Source organism: Virgibacillus ihumii (assembly GCF_902726655.1).
In the GTDB taxonomy this organism is placed as follows: Bacteria; Bacillota; Bacilli; order Bacillales; family Amphibacillaceae; genus Lentibacillus; species Lentibacillus ihumii.
Genome location: NZ_CACVAN010000001.1, coordinates 301,416 through 316,363, shown reverse-complemented (window position 1 = coordinate 316,363; position 14,948 = coordinate 301,416). Strand labels below are relative to the sequence as shown.

Annotated in this window: 13 protein-coding genes and 1 pseudogene; 2 read left to right on the top strand and 12 right to left on the bottom strand. The window is 44.6% G+C overall.

What is annotated here, in order from left to right; genetic code table 11:
- Positions 1-92: 92 nt before the first annotated feature.
- The 6 genes and pseudogenes from HUX68_RS01525 to gnd form a co-directional block, all read right to left on the bottom strand.
- Entirely contained in the window at positions 93-1,451 is a 1,359-nt protein-coding gene (locus HUX68_RS01525; protein WP_174612991.1) for a GntP family permease, read from the bottom strand.
- Between the two features lie 51 nt (positions 1,452-1,502).
- Positions 1,503-2,650, bottom strand: a pseudogene (gene dgoD, locus HUX68_RS01520) (galactonate dehydratase).
- A 2-nt stretch (positions 2,651-2,652) separates the two neighbouring features.
- Positions 2,653-3,315: a bifunctional 4-hydroxy-2-oxoglutarate aldolase/2-dehydro-3-deoxy-phosphogluconate aldolase gene (locus HUX68_RS01515; RefSeq protein ID WP_246206591.1), complete on the bottom strand. Its 663-nt coding sequence runs from the start codon at positions 3,313-3,315 to the stop codon at positions 2,653-2,655.
- The gene (locus HUX68_RS01510; protein WP_174612990.1) at positions 3,302-4,255 is read right to left on the bottom strand and encodes a sugar kinase; all 954 of its coding nucleotides are present in this window, start codon (positions 4,253-4,255) and stop codon (positions 3,302-3,304) included. Before HUX68_RS01510 ends, HUX68_RS01515 begins: the two co-directional genes overlap by 14 nt.
- A 26-nt stretch (positions 4,256-4,281) precedes the next feature.
- Positions 4,282-5,832: a gluconokinase gene (gene gntK, locus HUX68_RS01505; RefSeq protein WP_174612989.1), complete on the bottom strand. Its 1,551-nt coding sequence runs from the start codon at positions 5,830-5,832 to the stop codon at positions 4,282-4,284.
- A gap of 46 nt (positions 5,833-5,878) precedes the next feature.
- The gene (gnd, locus tag HUX68_RS01500; RefSeq protein WP_174612988.1) at positions 5,879-6,775 is read right to left on the bottom strand and encodes a phosphogluconate dehydrogenase (NAD(+)-dependent, decarboxylating); all 897 of its coding nucleotides are present in this window, start codon (positions 6,773-6,775) and stop codon (positions 5,879-5,881) included.
- A 136-nt stretch (positions 6,776-6,911) separates the two neighbouring features.
- Here gnd and HUX68_RS01495 point away from each other — a divergent pair, with 136 nt between their 5' ends.
- Positions 6,912-7,766 carry a MurR/RpiR family transcriptional regulator gene (locus tag HUX68_RS01495; RefSeq protein ID WP_174612987.1) on the top strand — a complete coding sequence of 285 codons (855 nt, stop codon included), beginning with the start codon at positions 6,912-6,914 and terminating at the stop codon, positions 7,764-7,766.
- Between the two features lie 95 nt (positions 7,767-7,861).
- Positions 7,862-8,686: an SDR family oxidoreductase gene (locus HUX68_RS01490; RefSeq protein WP_281355787.1), complete on the top strand. Its 825-nt coding sequence runs from the start codon at positions 7,862-7,864 to the stop codon at positions 8,684-8,686.
- A 259-nt stretch (positions 8,687-8,945) separates the two neighbouring features.
- Here the strand turns inward: HUX68_RS01490 and HUX68_RS01485 are convergent, their stop codons facing one another.
- From HUX68_RS01485 to HUX68_RS01460, 6 genes are read right to left on the bottom strand one after another with little or no spacing between them, the layout of a single operon-like run.
- The gene (locus HUX68_RS01485) at positions 8,946-9,914 is read right to left on the bottom strand and encodes a sugar phosphate isomerase/epimerase family protein (RefSeq protein ID WP_174612986.1); all 969 of its coding nucleotides are present in this window, start codon (positions 9,912-9,914) and stop codon (positions 8,946-8,948) included.
- Positions 9,911-10,960 carry a Gfo/Idh/MocA family protein gene (locus HUX68_RS01480; RefSeq protein ID WP_174612985.1) on the bottom strand — a complete coding sequence of 350 codons (1,050 nt, stop codon included), beginning with the start codon at positions 10,958-10,960 and terminating at the stop codon, positions 9,911-9,913. The genes HUX68_RS01485 and HUX68_RS01480 overlap by 4 nt, the downstream gene beginning before the upstream one ends.
- A gap of 15 nt (positions 10,961-10,975) precedes the next feature.
- Positions 10,976-12,004 carry a Gfo/Idh/MocA family protein gene (locus HUX68_RS01475; protein ID WP_174612984.1) on the bottom strand — a complete coding sequence of 343 codons (1,029 nt, stop codon included), beginning with the start codon at positions 12,002-12,004 and terminating at the stop codon, positions 10,976-10,978.
- A gap of 28 nt (positions 12,005-12,032) precedes the next feature.
- The gene (locus HUX68_RS01470) at positions 12,033-12,755 is read right to left on the bottom strand and encodes a ThuA domain-containing protein (RefSeq protein WP_174612983.1); all 723 of its coding nucleotides are present in this window, start codon (positions 12,753-12,755) and stop codon (positions 12,033-12,035) included.
- A 15-nt stretch (positions 12,756-12,770) separates the two neighbouring features.
- Positions 12,771-13,598 carry a carbohydrate ABC transporter permease gene (locus HUX68_RS01465; RefSeq protein WP_174612982.1) on the bottom strand — a complete coding sequence of 276 codons (828 nt, stop codon included), beginning with the start codon at positions 13,596-13,598 and terminating at the stop codon, positions 12,771-12,773.
- Between the two features lie 11 nt (positions 13,599-13,609).
- A complete protein-coding gene (locus HUX68_RS01460) occupies positions 13,610-14,932 on the bottom strand; it encodes a carbohydrate ABC transporter permease (protein ID WP_174612981.1) in 1,323 nt (440 codons plus the stop codon).
- Positions 14,933-14,948 lie beyond the last annotated feature (16 nt).

Genomic DNA, 14,948 nt, shown 5'->3' with positions numbered 1-14,948 from the left:
AGATTTCCAATCTATTTTTTCGGTGAATTCAAGTCGTATTGGCACAAAAATAAGTCAAGGCGCCAAAGAGACACCTTGACTTATTCCAAAATTTAAATAAACATACTAATAATCAGCGCCATACCGAAACCGACAAATCCAATAATTGTTTCCATTACTGTCCAGGATTTCAGTGTGTCTTTTTCAGATAAACCGAGGAATCGATTAACCAGCCAGAAGCCAGAGTCGTTAACGTGTGATGCAATGGTAGCACCTGATGCAACGGTAATAACGAGCAATGCAAGGATTGGTCCTTCAAGCCCCAGCGTGTCGATAACAGGTGTAATCAAACTTGCTGCGGTAACCATTGCGACAGTTGCCGAACCCTGTGCAATACGAACAGCTCCGGCCACAAGGAATGCAAATACCAACACCGGAATGTTCAGGTTCTGCATCGTATTGGCTATGATATCGCCAATTCCTGTTTCAACCAATACCTGCCCGAAAACACCACCAGCACCGGTAATCAGAATAATGATACCGGCTGGTTCCAGTGATTTAGTAGCAATTTCCTGAATTTCTTCTTTGGAATAACCGCGGCGTGTACCAAGCAGATAGAATGTCAGCAACGCTGTAATTGTCAAGGCTACGCCCGGGTTACCGATGAATGTTAAAGCTGATCTGACAGCACTGTCTTCCGGGAGGGAAGCACTTGTAAACGTATTCAGTAAGATTAGGAATAATGGTAAAAGAATCAGTGAAGCAATCATCTTGAAGCTTGGCAAATCTTTATCATATTCCTTTCCACGTGCATCTTCCGCCATGTTCTTCAGCATTTCTTTCGGAACTTCGACATGGATTTTTTTCGAAATATATGTTCCGAAAATTGGACCGGCAATGATTGCAGCTGGAATACCCGCAATCAAACCGAACAGGATGACCCAGCCAAGGTTAGCATCCAGGAGTGATGCTACCGCGATTGGACCCGGAGTCGGCGGTACAAAGCTATGTGTAACCGCAAGACCTGCGAGTAAGGGAATCGCGAAAAACAGCAAAGACTTTTTCATTTTTTGTGCCAGACTGTATAAGATAGGTACTAAAATGACAAATGCAACGTCGAGAAATACCGGAATTGAAATAATGAAACCGGTCAGCATCAATGCCCAGTTAACGCGCTTTTCACCAAATTTATCCATGAGTGTCATGGCCAGGCGTTCAGCACCGCCGGATACTTTTAAAATTTCACCAAACATCGCGCCGACACCGATGATAACGGCAATTTCAGCAACTGTTCCCCCCATTCCATCACTGACGGCCTGTAATACTTTTTCCGGACTCATACCTGACAGTAAGCCAATAATATAACTGACAACAAGTAGTGCAATAAACGCATGCAGCTTTGTCTTTATAACGAGAAATAGCAACAAGGCTACACCAAATACCGCAAGCAAAATCAGTCCTGTTGTGGACATGTCTTTTCCCCTCCATCATAATTCAAATTTTTTGAAAACTATCCGCTTTTTTTACCACTCGGCTACAGTACCATCGGAATGCCGCCAAATTGGATTTTTCCAATCATGACCTTTTTTGGCTGCTTCGATAACCCGTTTTTCATCAATTTCTACACCAAGTCCCCCCCCTTAGGGATCGATACAGACCCATTTTCATATTCAAAAACATTCGAATTCACCAGGTAATCCAAAAGGTCACTCCCCTGATTGTAATGAATGCCAAGACTTTGCTCCTGAATGATACAGTTTGGTGTGCAGGCATCCAGTTGAAGTGATGCCGCCAGATTGATCGGTCCCAGCGGAGCATGCGGTGCAACCGCGACATCAAACGTTTCCGCCATAGCTGCAATTTTTTTCGCCTCCAAAATACCACCTGCATGTGATAGATCCGGTTGAATAATATCAACCACACCATCAGTCAGCATTTGCTTGAATCCCCAGCGCGTATAGTTACGTTCACCTGCAGCAATCGGTGTTGCCGTGTGGTTGGCAATATCCCGGAATGCTTCCAAATTTTCAGTGAGCACCGGTTCCTCGATAAACATCGGCCGGTAAGGCTCCAGTTCTTTAACCAGAATTTTTGCCATTGCTTTATGAACGCGTCCATGAAAATCAATTCCTATGCCAAACTCATTTCCGACCGTCTCACGAATCGCTGCCACTCGTTCGACAGCAGCATCGACTTTCGAATAACTATCAATATAGTTCATTTCCTCGGTACCATTCATTTTAATAGCTGTAAAGCTTGCGTCAGCCTTTTCCTTCGCGGCAGCACCGACATCCTGTGGCCTGTCACCACCAATCCAGGAATAGACTTGAATATTATCGCGAACCGCTCCGCCAAGCATTTCATAGACCGGTAGATTATAATACTTGCCTTTTATATCCCACAGCGCCTGCTCAATTCCGGAAATCGCACTCATCAGGATAGGGCCGCCACGGTAAAATCCCCCTCGGTACAGTACTTGAAAATGATCTTCAATGTTGCGCGGATCTGTTCCGATAAGATAATCCATCAGTTCAGTGACAGCGGCACGAACCGTATAGGCCCGCCCTTCCACAATCGGCTCACCCCAGCCGCTGACCCCTTCGTCAGTTTCGATTTTTAAAAAAAGCCAGCGTGGTTCGATCTGATACAATTTAAAATTGGTAATTTTCATCGTTATACACCTTCAATCGCATCAATAAATTGTTTTGCATTTGCTGTCATTGCCTGCAAATCATCGTTGGTCAGCGGTGAAGCCGTTCTGACAAGTGCACTGCCGAGACCTGCCGCAACAGCACCTTTTTCAAAATACTCCCGGACATTGGACAGGCTGACGGCCCCGGTTGGCATTAACGGAACATATGGCATTGGACCATGCACATCTTTGATATATCCCGGCCCCAACGCACCTGCAGGAAATACTTTTATAAGATCTGCACCGTGTTCATATGCAGTCAGAATTTCCGTCGGTGTCATCGCACCTGGAATGCTGACAACTCCATATCGCTTCGTCATCTTAATCGTTTCGGTGTTAACGGTCGGAGTAAAAATGAACTGCGCTCCTGCCATAATCGCTGTTTTGGCTGATTCCGGGTCCAAAACCGTACCTACACCAACAATCATTTCACCATCAAAAGCATTATTCACCTCACTGATCACCGTTTCCACTTGCGGTGTGTCCATTGTGATCTCCATAATGCGTATTCCGCCGTCAAAAAGCGCCTCCGCTATTGGCATCACATCTTCCGGATCGGCTCCTCGAACAACTGCCACCAGTTTTTGGTCCAAAATTTTTTGCAACGTATTTATCATTGAAACATTCTCCTTATCGTTCGACATCTCCCTGACCCCTGTTATGCATAAACTCCAGAAGCCGCTCTTTTTCAGGCAATCCTTCCACATCACCAGCCGCCATTGTAACCATCGCACCAACAGCATTTGCACGTTGGACCGAATCGGGCAAATTCAATCCGTCAAGCAATCCCGAAAGAAACCCAGCTGAAAACCCGTCACCGGCACCCACCGGATCAACAACTTCCGGATTTTCAAAACCAGCTGCATAGCCTTCCATGTCCTGATCCAGATAATAAGCACCTTGTTTACCCAGCTTCATAACAACAACGGACGCTCCGTGCGCGTGAAATTTCCTCGCCAATTGTTCCGTCGACCCGCTGCCAAACAGAAATTCTGCTTCCTCAATTCCCGGCAGGACGATATCCGCTTGGCCGGCCAATTCAAGTAAGACTTCACGTGCCCTTGCTTCCTGCCAAAGCTTTCGCCGCAAATTCGGATCAAACACGACCAGTACATTGTTTCTTTTCGCATAATAAATCGCGTTTAAAACGGTTTCATAGCAGCTCTCACTCAGTGCCGGTGTAATGCCGGTTATATGCAAAAATTTCGCATCGGCAATGTAGGTTTCATCCACATCGTCAGGACGCATCCTGCTTGCCGCTGAATCTTTCCGGTAATATTTCACCCGCCATTCACCAGGTGCCAGCTTTTCTTTGAAAAAAAGACCGGTATCTGCCGTTTCATCGATGGTTATCCGGCTCGTATCAACACCTTCACCACGGACAAACGCACGAATTTTTTTACCGAATTCATCAGCACCAAGCCGGCTTATCCAGCCAGCCTGCACACCAAGCCGGGCAAGCCCGATTGCCACATTCGATTCCGCTCCTGCTACTCGGCTCGAAAAGCGATCCGAATAACGCATTGGGCCAGCATGTTCCGGCGTGAACAGCACCATAGTTTCCCCCAGTGTCACCACATCCAAGCCTATCACCTCTTTTGCTGGTATTTTTAATCCTGTTCCAAATGTTTTCGCTGAAACGCTGTGATACTTTCATATTCCTCCGTCAGCATCCGGGAAAGCCGGATATAGATAGGCAGCAATTCCCGGTAAATATTTGTTGTTTTCTCATCCGGATAATGGGTGTTGGTATCACCAACCATTTCCGAGACAATGCTGAAATCATCTATTTCACCTGTCGCATACATACCGAGTACTGCAGCACCAAGACAGGAACTTTCAAAGCTTTCCGGAACAATAACAGGTTTGTCAAAAATATCCGCCATCATCTGCCGCCATGTTTCTGACCGGGCGAAACCACCTGTCGCCTGAATGCTTTTCGGCTCTCCTGTCAATTCTTCAAGCGCTAACAGCACCGAATACAAGTTGTAAAGTGTTCCTTCCAATACTGCACGAACCATATGCTCTTTTTTATGATGAATGCTAAGGCCGAAAAATGATCCGCGCGCATTGGCATTCCAGATTGGTGCGCGCTCACCTTTTAAGTATGGATGAAAGATAAGACCATCCGCACCGGGATTAACACCTGAAGCAATTTTTGTCAGCACATCGTACGGATCAATCGACAACCGTTTGGCGGTTTCCACTTCCGCGGCAGCAAATTCATCACGGAGCCAGCGCAGAATAATGCCGCCATTGTTGACCGGTCCGCCAATCACCCAATGGTTTTCCGTCAAGGCGTAGCAAAAAATCCGCCCTTTTGGATCTGTTTTCGGTTCATTGTACACAGTTCGAATCGCTCCACTCGTCCCGATTGTGACCGCAATAACACCTTCTTCAATCGCATTCACACCGAGATTTGACAGTACACCGTCACTTGCCCCGATAATGAACGGAACATCTGCACTAATTCCCATGTATGTACGATGTTCCTCGTTCACACCTGTTAATTGATGGGTTGTCGGAAAAATTTTGGATAGCTGCTCCGGTCTAATACCGGCAAGTTCCAGTGCCCCTTCATCCCAATCCAGAGTTTGCAAATTAAACAATCCGGTAGCAGAGGCAATCGAATAATCAATCACATACTCCCCAAAAAGTTTATGAAAAACATATTCTTTGATCGAAATAAATTTCCGCGCTTTGTTGAAGATCTCCGGCTTCTCTGTTTTCATCCAGACCAGTTTTGCAAGTGGGGACATCGGGTGTATCGGTGTCCCAGTTCGTAAATAAATCTCATGGCCATTATGTTCTTCTTTTATTTTTCGGGCATAATCAGCTGCCCGTGTATCAGCCCAGGTAATGCTGCTTGTCAGCAATTCATCGTTGTCACCAACTGCAATCAGACTGTGCATTGCCGAACTGAATGAGATAAGACGAAGTTGGTCGTCAGAAACATTACCTTTGCGAATTGTCTCCCGGATTACCCCAAGCACCGCATTGAATATCTCTTCCGGATTCTGTTCCGCCACAAGCGTATCTGGTGTATCCAGTGGATAATCGATTGTATGGGACGTTTCCACTCCCCCGTTTTTCCGGTACAGAACAGCTTTTGTACTTGTTGTTCCAATATCCACACCCAGGTATAAATCTTGCTGCTTCATCGGTCTTCCTCCTTAGAAACTTGGCTCACCAAGACTGTCGGCGATCCTATTTTTTTACAACGTCGTGTCCGCCGAATTCATTTCGCAATGCTGCAACAACTTTCCCGGAAAATGTATCATCTTCCTGTGAGCGATACCGCATCATCAATGATAATGCAATAACCGGTGCCGCAGCCTGTAAATCAAGCGCTGTTTCCACTGTCCACTTGCCTTCACCGGATGAGTTCATCACACCGCGAATTTCATCAAGATTGGCATCTTTCGAAAAAGCATTTTCCATTAATTCCATCAGCCAGGAGCGAATTACCGACCCATGGTTAAATACCTTGGCAATCTTTTCATAATCATAGTTAAATTCACTTTTTTCCAGAATATCGAATCCTTCGCCAATTGCCTGCATCATGCCATATTCCATACCATTATGGACCATTTTCAGGAAGTGGCCGCTTCCGCATTTTCCGGTATACAGATAGCCATTTTCGAGCGAAACATCACGAAACAGCGGTTCAATTTCCTTAAATTTTTCCGCATCACCGCCGACCATCGTACATGCCCCTTCTCTGGCTCCATTTACACCGCCGCTCGTACCGCAATCAAAGAAATAAATTCCATGTTCCGATAACTGTTCATTGCGATGTAATGTATCTTTATAATTGGAATTTCCACCGTCAATCAGTATATCGTCTTTATCCAGGAGCAGTGTTAACTCATCAATAACTGACGTTGTAACCTCTCCCGCCGGAACCATCAGCCAAATTTTTCTCGGAACCGGCAAACGTTCCACTAATTCCGTCACTGATGCTGCCAGATGAAAATTATTGTTGGCAACGCTTTCAGCTGACGCAGTATGTTTATCAAACCCGATCACCTTATGCTGATGATCCAATAAATTCAACGTTAAATTAAGACCCATCTTGCCGAGGCCTATCATCCCTATTTCCATGATGTCCTCCTAAATTTGTGAAATGAATTTCCGTGTTTTAATTATTATATCAAAAAAAATTCCGTATGCAATGTTTTGAAAAAAATATTTTTCATTTATAATAGAAAGTACAGAAAAAATATGAGGAGAATTTCAGATGGTAAACAATAACCAGCACTGTCTTGCCAGTATACGAAGCAATTATGGAAAATTCAGCGATAAAGAAAAATCGATTGCCGACTTTATTTTGGAGAATCCCCAAAATATTATTCACCATACCATTAATCAGGTATCGGAAGAATTAGGAGTAGCCGAGTCAACCGTATTCCGCTTCTGCCAACGTATCGGCTTCAAGGGGTTTCAGGCGATGAAAATCGCACTGGCTGCCGAAGTTGTCACCCCTATTAAGGATATCCATGAAAAAATAAATGAAGAAGACAGCATCGGGACAGTTTCAGAAAAAGTTTTCCGCTCCAACATCAAAACCATCGAGGACACCTTGCACGTCCAGGATGAAACTGTCATCGAAGACACCGTGGAAGCTATTCTGAAAGCAAAAAAGGTACACTTTTTCGGGAGCGGCGGATCTGCCGTTGTCGCGATGGATGCCTATCATAAATTTATCCGCAGCGGGATCGATATCAACGCGAATCTGGATGCACATATGCAGATTATGGCAGCATCCCAACTGACAAGTGGTGATCTGGCGATTTTGATTTCACACAGCGGTTCAACAAAAGACTTACTGGATATCCTGCAAATTTTAAAAGAGAATAATGTAAAAATAATCGCCATCACAAACTTTGCCAAATCGCCCCTCACCAAAGAAGCTGACATAAACTTATATACCGTAGCAGAAGAAACTGACTTCCGCTCCGAAGCACTGTCATCCCGGATCGGACAGTTAACCATCATCGACGCACTCTACACAAATGTTATGATTGCCAACAACGAAGCCGGTCAGGAAGCACTGCAGAACATGCGACGCGGCATTAGTTTGAAGCGATTGTAGGTGCAGTAATAGAATTGCGGAAAAGTTGATAAGGATCTGAAAAGTTGATTCCTATTGGATGAAAGGATAACGCAGAGGAATAAAAGGAGGGCTGAATTCTGTCTAACTTATCGCGTGAACCATACCCACTAAAAGGAAAAAATGTAATGATAACCGGAGTTAGCCGCTGGCAAGGAATCGGCTATGCAATTGCACGTCAGGCAGCCGCATGGGGTGCGTCTGTCATCATCCATCATTTTCAGCCTCACGATAAAGAACAACCATGGGGCGCAGATGATTTGCACCACGTATTAACAGGGATTGAATCAGAACTTACCGATAAAGCATTTCTGTATGATGTAAGCGGAGACTTTGCAGACCCGGAGGAACCAATAAAACTGATGGACGAAATTAACAGGGAATGCGGACATCTTGACGCCCTTATTTGCAATCATGGTCTGAGCGGAAGTGACGGTGCAATTGGTGAGTTAACAGCTGAAATGTTGGACAAACATTATGCGGTTAATACGCGTTCAACCCTGCTTCTGACGCAATGTTTTGCTTCACAGCATGATGCCGTAAGAGACCGCGGAAAAGTTATTTACATGACTTCAGGACAACGATTAGGTTCGATGCATGGAGAGATTGCATACGCTGCAGCTAAAGGTGCATTAGCAGACATAACCACGACAATTGCCGACCAGCTTGCCGATGAGAATATAACGGTGAATACAATTAACCCCGGTCCTGTAAATACGGGTTATTTAAATAACGAAGCGTGGAACAAGATGAAACCGATGTTCCCGTTTGGACGATTCGGGGAACCGGAAGATCCTGCACAGCTGATTACCTGGCTCTTAACAAATGAAGCTTCATGGATAACAGGACAAATCATTCATACGGAAGGAGGATTTGCCCGGTGGCGTCCTCCATCTGAATAAAACACAAAAGCAGAAAGTGGCTGGGACAAAACAAGTATTTGTATAAGAAAAGACGAACGATACTCTATTTTAGCGGAGGAAATATACGTAGACTCCTGCGGGAGGACAGGCCTAGGTGAGACTCTGAAGTGCGTAGCACGAAGAGGCTCAACAGCCGCCCGCGGAAAGCGAAGTATATTTCCGGAGCGGTTGAGTCCACCTTTTAATTCGTTTTTTCTTTGTGATAAATCACCTTTTGTCCCAGCCTCTAATCCTTCAGTTAAGCCCACCACATATCAACAGGCTTGTCTCTTATAATCAGCGGCTTTAAATTCTTGACCGCTGTCTGGAAGCCTTCTTCAATTGACATGAGCGGATCCTCATGTTCAATGCTGACGACATGATCATACCCATACGTCCGGAGTGCACTGATCATATCCGTCCATTCCTGTGTACCATGACCACAGCCGACTGAGCGAAATGTCCATGCGCGGGTTTGCACCTTATCGTATGGCTGCATATCAAGCAATCCATACATATTTACATTATCCTGATCAATATACGTATCTTTGGCATGGAAATGATGAAGTGCACCAGCTTTCCCAAGAATCTTAATTGCTCCTACCGGGTCAATTCCCTGCCACCACAAATGACTTGGATCAAGGTTCGCTCCAACTGCCGGTGATGTAGCATCCCTCAGCTTCAGCATGGTATGCGGCGTATGGACAAGAAAGCCACCATGCAGTTCCAGTCCAATTTTCACATTATGTTCCTCAGCATACTTCCCTGCATCCTTCCAATATGGTATCAGCTTCTCTTCCCATTGCCATTCAAAAATATTGCTGTACTCTGTTGGCCATGGTGCTACCGTCCAATTTGGATATTTTGCATGTTCATGGTCCCCTGCCGTTCCGGAAAAACAATTCACAACAGGAACATGAAGCATTTCAGCAAGACGAACTGTTTTTCGGAAAGTTTCATCAGACTCTTTTGCATATGCACGATCCGGCGAAATCGGATTGGCATGACAGCTGAAAGCACTGATGGATAGTCCACGCTTATTTAATTCATCCATATATTCCTTCCGCTTGCTTTCGCTTTCAAGCAATGCATCAAGATCACAATGAGCATTACCCGGATTGCCGCCTGTGCCGATTTCCACTGCATCCAAACCGGACGCCTGAACGTAATCCAGCATTTCAGTAAATGACTTTTCCCCAAATAAAACGGTAAATACGCCTAGTTTCATCGTTTCATCCCCTTACTATATTTTTCTCTGCTGACATTACTTTGATAAATCGATTCAATTATGTGTGAAACCTGTAAAGCCTGTTCCGGTTTCACCAGCACTTCCGATTGCCCCAGACAGCTATTAACAAAAGCCTCAGCCTGGGGAATGCCTGGATCTTCCTCACCAGGCAGCCAATACGGTTCACTGTTTAGCAGCATGCCGTTCTTTTCCTGATATATTTCAAGCGGGAAAACTTCCAAACCCCCGTTCGTTCCGGAAATGCTGACCGATTCAATATCTTCTTTGACATTCGCAGCCCACGATGTTTCAAATAACAATGAGCTGCCATTGGAAAATTTGATATAGGCTGTTGCATGATCATCAACATCAAACGTGGAGTGGTCCACCTTGCCCCATTCATTCACAAGCCCAGGTGTTCTGCTTAATTCATTGTATGTTGCACCGGAAATCTCAACAGGATCAGGATTTCCCATAAGCCACATGGCTAAATCAAGAAAATGACATCCATAATCAATTAAACTACCGCCGCCTTGGAGCGATTTGTTGGTAAACACACCCCAGCCTGGTACTTTTCGTCTTCGTAATGCTTTTACCCGTGCGACAATTGGTTTCCCAATGTCGCCCTCATCAACAATTGCTTTTGCCGCCCGGGATTCCTGCATAAACCGGTAATGATAACCTATTGTTAACACCTTGCCTGCCTTATCCGCAGCTTCCATCATCTCCCGGCATTCATCAGTTGTTATCGCCATCGGCTTTTCACAAAAAACATGGACGCCATGCTGTAACGCCGCGACAGCTATTTCAGAATGAAATTTGTTAGGTGTGCAAATCACAACCGCATCCACCTTGTGAAACATATCATGATATTCCGTGAACACATCCGATATTGAAAAACGGTCAGCAACCTGCCGAGCTCGTGTTTCATCAATATCCTGCACTGCCTGCAGTGTCACTTTGTCATGCAGTTTTTGAAAAGCAGGAAGATGTCTGCCTACAGCAATCCCGCCTGCTCCAATAATTCCCAACCGCAGTTTTCCCATCACCATCTACCACCTTCAGTTAAGTTGCACCAATTGCTTCGTTTCACTGGAGTCAAGGGCCGCTAAAATAACTTCCAGCGATTTTTTCCCTTCGTCGCCGCTGACCGGCACCGGCTTATCCTGCAAAACGGAAGAAACAAAATGTTCAATAACGGCTGTGCTCGTTTGACCGTCTTCATCATTTGACTGGATTTGACCAAGCTCATACTTGACGGTTTCTCCGTTTTTATACTGAACAACCAAAGAGTTAACCGGGTCATCCTCAAGCCGCAAAATCGCATTTTCTCCATATATAATGGTTGAATTATCTTCACTTGATACATACGACCAGCTTGCTGTTAATGTACCAATAATGCCAGTAATCGTTTTCAAAATACAGACGGCATTATCATCTACATCAATATTTTCCTTAGCAGAATTTTCGACAAGCGCACCGACTTCCGCAATCTCATCAGCCAATAAATACCGAATCAGATCGGATTTATGTACACCAAGATCCCCCATTGCACCGATAAACGCTAATTCCTTCTTAAAAAACCAGCTGCGTTTACCATCAACACTCCAGCCTTCAGGACCACCATGACCAAATGTCGTCCGGAAACTGTAAATCTTTCCTATCTCCCCATTCTCAATCAGTTCCCTCGCCTTTTGGTGTGACGGAACAAACCGCTGATTATGTGCAATCATCAGTTTCTTGCCGCTTTTTTCAGCAGCTTGGATCATTTCCTCTGCTTCTTCACTTGACGTTGCCATCGGCTTTTCGCACAGGACATGTTTTCCCGCCTCAAGCGCAGCAATCGACACAGGCGCATGCAAAGCATTTGGTGTACATACGCTTACAGCATCAATCTCTGTTTCTTTAACCATCTCGTGGTAATCAATATAGACATCTGAACCATACAGATTCGCCATTTCCATCGCACGTTCTTCCACCACATCACATACTGCTTTAATCTGCACATTTTCTTCGGCAGCATATTCCGGCAGATGACGATTCCTGGCGATACTGCCACAGCCAACCACTGCTACTTTTAATGTATCCATTTCCCCTGTCTCCCTTCAAGTCATTTGTTCAATCTTTAATGGAAATCGATTCAATCGGCTTAGTATTGCCATATACCGGAGTTGGGTTTGCTGACGGCTTCGCCCACTTCACAGCATTTAACAGTACACGCTGTATTTCCGGGTTATGATATGTCGGATATGTCTCATGACCCGGCCGGAAATAAAATATTTTTCCTTTGCCGCGTCTGAACGTGCACCCGCTTCGGAATACCTCCCCGCCTTCAAACCAGCTGATAAACACCAGTTCATCAGGAGCAGGGATATCAAAATGCTCCCCATACATTTCTTCTTTTGAAAGCTCGATATGTTCACCTACGCCTTCTGCTATCGGGTGACCGGGATTGCAAACCCATATCCGTTCCCGTTCATCAGCCTCACGCCATTTCAAATCACATGATGTGCCCATCAGCGCCCGGAAGATTTTGGATAAGTGGCCGGAATGAAGCACAATTAAGCCCATTCCATCAAGAACACGCTGTTTAATTTTTTCGACCACTTCATCTTCCACTTCATCATGCGCAATATGTCCCCACCAAAAAAGAACATCTGTATTATTTAAAACTTCGTCCGTCAATCCATGCTCCGGCTCATCCAGCGTTGCCGCCGATGCCTCGTATCCATTTTGTTCAAGAACTCTTGTAATTGCACCATGAATCCCGTCAGGATAAGCTTTTCGGACGTCGGGATTTTTCTGCTCATGCCGATTTTCATTCCATACGGTTACCTTCATATAAAACACTCCAATCTATTCTTTTACCGAACCGGATGTAAGTCCGGAAACGATCCGTTTTTGGAAAATAAGTACCATGACCACGAGCGGAATCGTCACTACAACTGTTGCTGCGCATATTTCTGCCCATGGTATGGAATATTGTCCCTGGAACATCGAGATCCCGACAGGAACCGTTTTATACGCTTCCGCCGTGTTAATTGCAAGTGCGAATAAGTACTCATTCCATGCTGCAACAAATACAAGAATCGCAGTCGTAAAAATTCCCGGGACTGCCAGCGGAAAAATAATTCTCCAGTACGTTTGCATCAGGGTAGCACCATCAATTTTCGCCGACTCCTCCAAGTCATGAGGGATTTTTCGGAAAAACGTAACCATAATCCAAATGGACAGCGGCAATGTTATTGTTGTATACGGAATAATCAGCCCCAGATAACTGTTCGTCAGACCCAAGTTCTTTAAAATCATATAAATGGGTGACAACGTTGCGATTTGCGGAAACATTGACACCGATAGAACCAACCCAAGAATAACCGTTTTTCCACGGAATTCCAAACGGGCAATCGCATACGCAGCAAATGATGCTGTAAATACAGTGTAAATCGTTGTAATCGATGAAACAATGAAACTATTTTTCATGTATGTTAAAAATGGGTGGTCAAAAAAGACAGACTTATAGCTTTTCAGTGACGGATTATCTGCAAACCAATCAAACGCTTTCTCACCGAACAAGGCTGATGGAGGCTTGATTGAGCTTAAAAACACCCATATAAACGGAAACATGACAACGAAAACAAAAATCGCCATAAGTATATAAAATACCGGTCCTGCTTTTTTCTCCATTATCAACCCTCCTACTTTTTAGACCCTTCCGGCAATAAATCAGACCCGAGCAATTTGACAAAAATCATCGAAATGATGGCAACGCAGATAAACACGATAATCGCGATGGCCGATCCTGCACCGAATTGCAGCTGTGAAAACATCACCTGATACGCATAAATCGAAATCGTCTCTGTTGCATTTGCCGGTCCTCCACCGGTTAATACGTAGATCAGATCAAACACCCTGAATGCATCGAGTGTCCGGAAAAGCAATGCTACCAAAATACTTAATTTCAGCATCGGCAGCGTTATCGTGATGAACTGTTTCCATTTTCCCGCACCATCAATTGCTGCAGCTTCATAAAGGGTTTTCGGGATTATCTGCAGCCCCCCTAACAGAAGCAATGCTATATATGGAGTGGTTTTCCATACATCTGCAAGGATAACAGCAAACATACCGCCAACTTCCGTCGATAACAGTGATCCCATCGAATCAATCAAACCAATGTCATGAAAAAACTTGGCAATAATCCCATTCTGACCATCATACAGAAACTTCCACATCATCGCGGACACTGCAGTCGGAATAGCCCAGGGAATCAGGACTGTCGCACGGATAATCCCTCGTCCGAAGAATGCTTTATTAATTAACAGAGCAACTGCCAGTCCAAGTACAAATTCAAAAAAGACCGAAATAATCGTAAAGACAAACGTATTTCCAAGCGATGCCCACATTCGGTCATTTTGCAGCAGGTTGGCATAGTGGCTAAAACCGATAAAGTTTGGTTCGATGATAACCCCCGTCATTCCGGATGCAAGGCCTGTCAGTTCTTTTGGATTTGATAAACTACCTTTTTCCTCGAGTGCTTTTAATTGCGCATTAATATGCTGGATGGTCCCTGTAAATTCCTCGGCAGTTTCATCCGTGATTTCCACCAAACTTAAATCTGCGGGAGGTGTTTTAAAATTATTCAGCATCTTATTTACTTTGCCATAAACATCCCCGGCATCTTCACGGATGTTTGAATCCAGTTGCTTTAAATTCTCATGAATAGTTGCCAATTTGTTTTTTGCAGTCCCATCTGCCTGCTTCATTTCACCCTCAAGATCACTTACCAAAAATGGATAATAATTCAGATACTCTTCTATGTTGATACTATAGCTCAAATGAACTGACGATTTGGTAGGATCATTAAGCCTCAAATCAAACAGGCTGAAATAAAAAGACTGCAGCACAGGATAGATTGCAATAATCAGGATTAATAAAATGGATGGAGCCACCAGCCAGAAAGCCGCTCTTTTTTCCGATTGTTTCAACTTGCTTTTTTTCGGTTTATCTTGCTTATCTGCCATACGTACACCTCTTTTC

What these genes read in the sequence shown, in the direction of transcription:
- HUX68_RS01525 (WP_174612991.1), bottom strand. Translation starts at nt 1,451, where the DNA reads ATGTCCACAACAGGACTGATTTTGCTTGCGGTATTTGGTGTAGCCTTG.
- HUX68_RS01515 (WP_246206591.1), bottom strand. Translation starts at nt 3,315, where the DNA reads ATGTCGAACGATAAGGAGAATGTTTCAATGATAAATACGTTGCAAAAA.
- gntK (WP_174612989.1), bottom strand. Translation starts at nt 5,832, where the DNA reads ATGAAGCAGCAAGATTTATACCTGGGTGTGGATATTGGAACAACAAGT.
- gnd (WP_174612988.1), bottom strand. Translation starts at nt 6,775, where the DNA reads ATGGAAATAGGGATGATAGGCCTCGGCAAGATGGGTCTTAATTTAACG.
- HUX68_RS01495 (WP_174612987.1), top strand. Translation starts at nt 6,912, where the DNA reads ATGGTAAACAATAACCAGCACTGTCTTGCCAGTATACGAAGCAATTAT.
- HUX68_RS01485 (WP_174612986.1), bottom strand. Translation starts at nt 9,914, where the DNA reads ATGAAACTAGGCGTATTTACCGTTTTATTTGGGGAAAAGTCATTTACT.
- HUX68_RS01480 (WP_174612985.1), bottom strand. Translation starts at nt 10,960, where the DNA reads ATGGGAAAACTGCGGTTGGGAATTATTGGAGCAGGCGGGATTGCTGTA.
- HUX68_RS01475 (WP_174612984.1), bottom strand. Translation starts at nt 12,004, where the DNA reads ATGGATACATTAAAAGTAGCAGTGGTTGGCTGTGGCAGTATCGCCAGG.
- HUX68_RS01470 (WP_174612983.1), bottom strand. Translation starts at nt 12,755, where the DNA reads ATGAAGGTAACCGTATGGAATGAAAATCGGCATGAGCAGAAAAATCCC.
- HUX68_RS01465 (WP_174612982.1), bottom strand. Translation starts at nt 13,598, where the DNA reads ATGGAGAAAAAAGCAGGACCGGTATTTTATATACTTATGGCGATTTTT.
- HUX68_RS01460 (WP_174612981.1), bottom strand. Translation starts at nt 14,932, where the DNA reads ATGGCAGATAAGCAAGATAAACCGAAAAAAAGCAAGTTGAAACAATCG.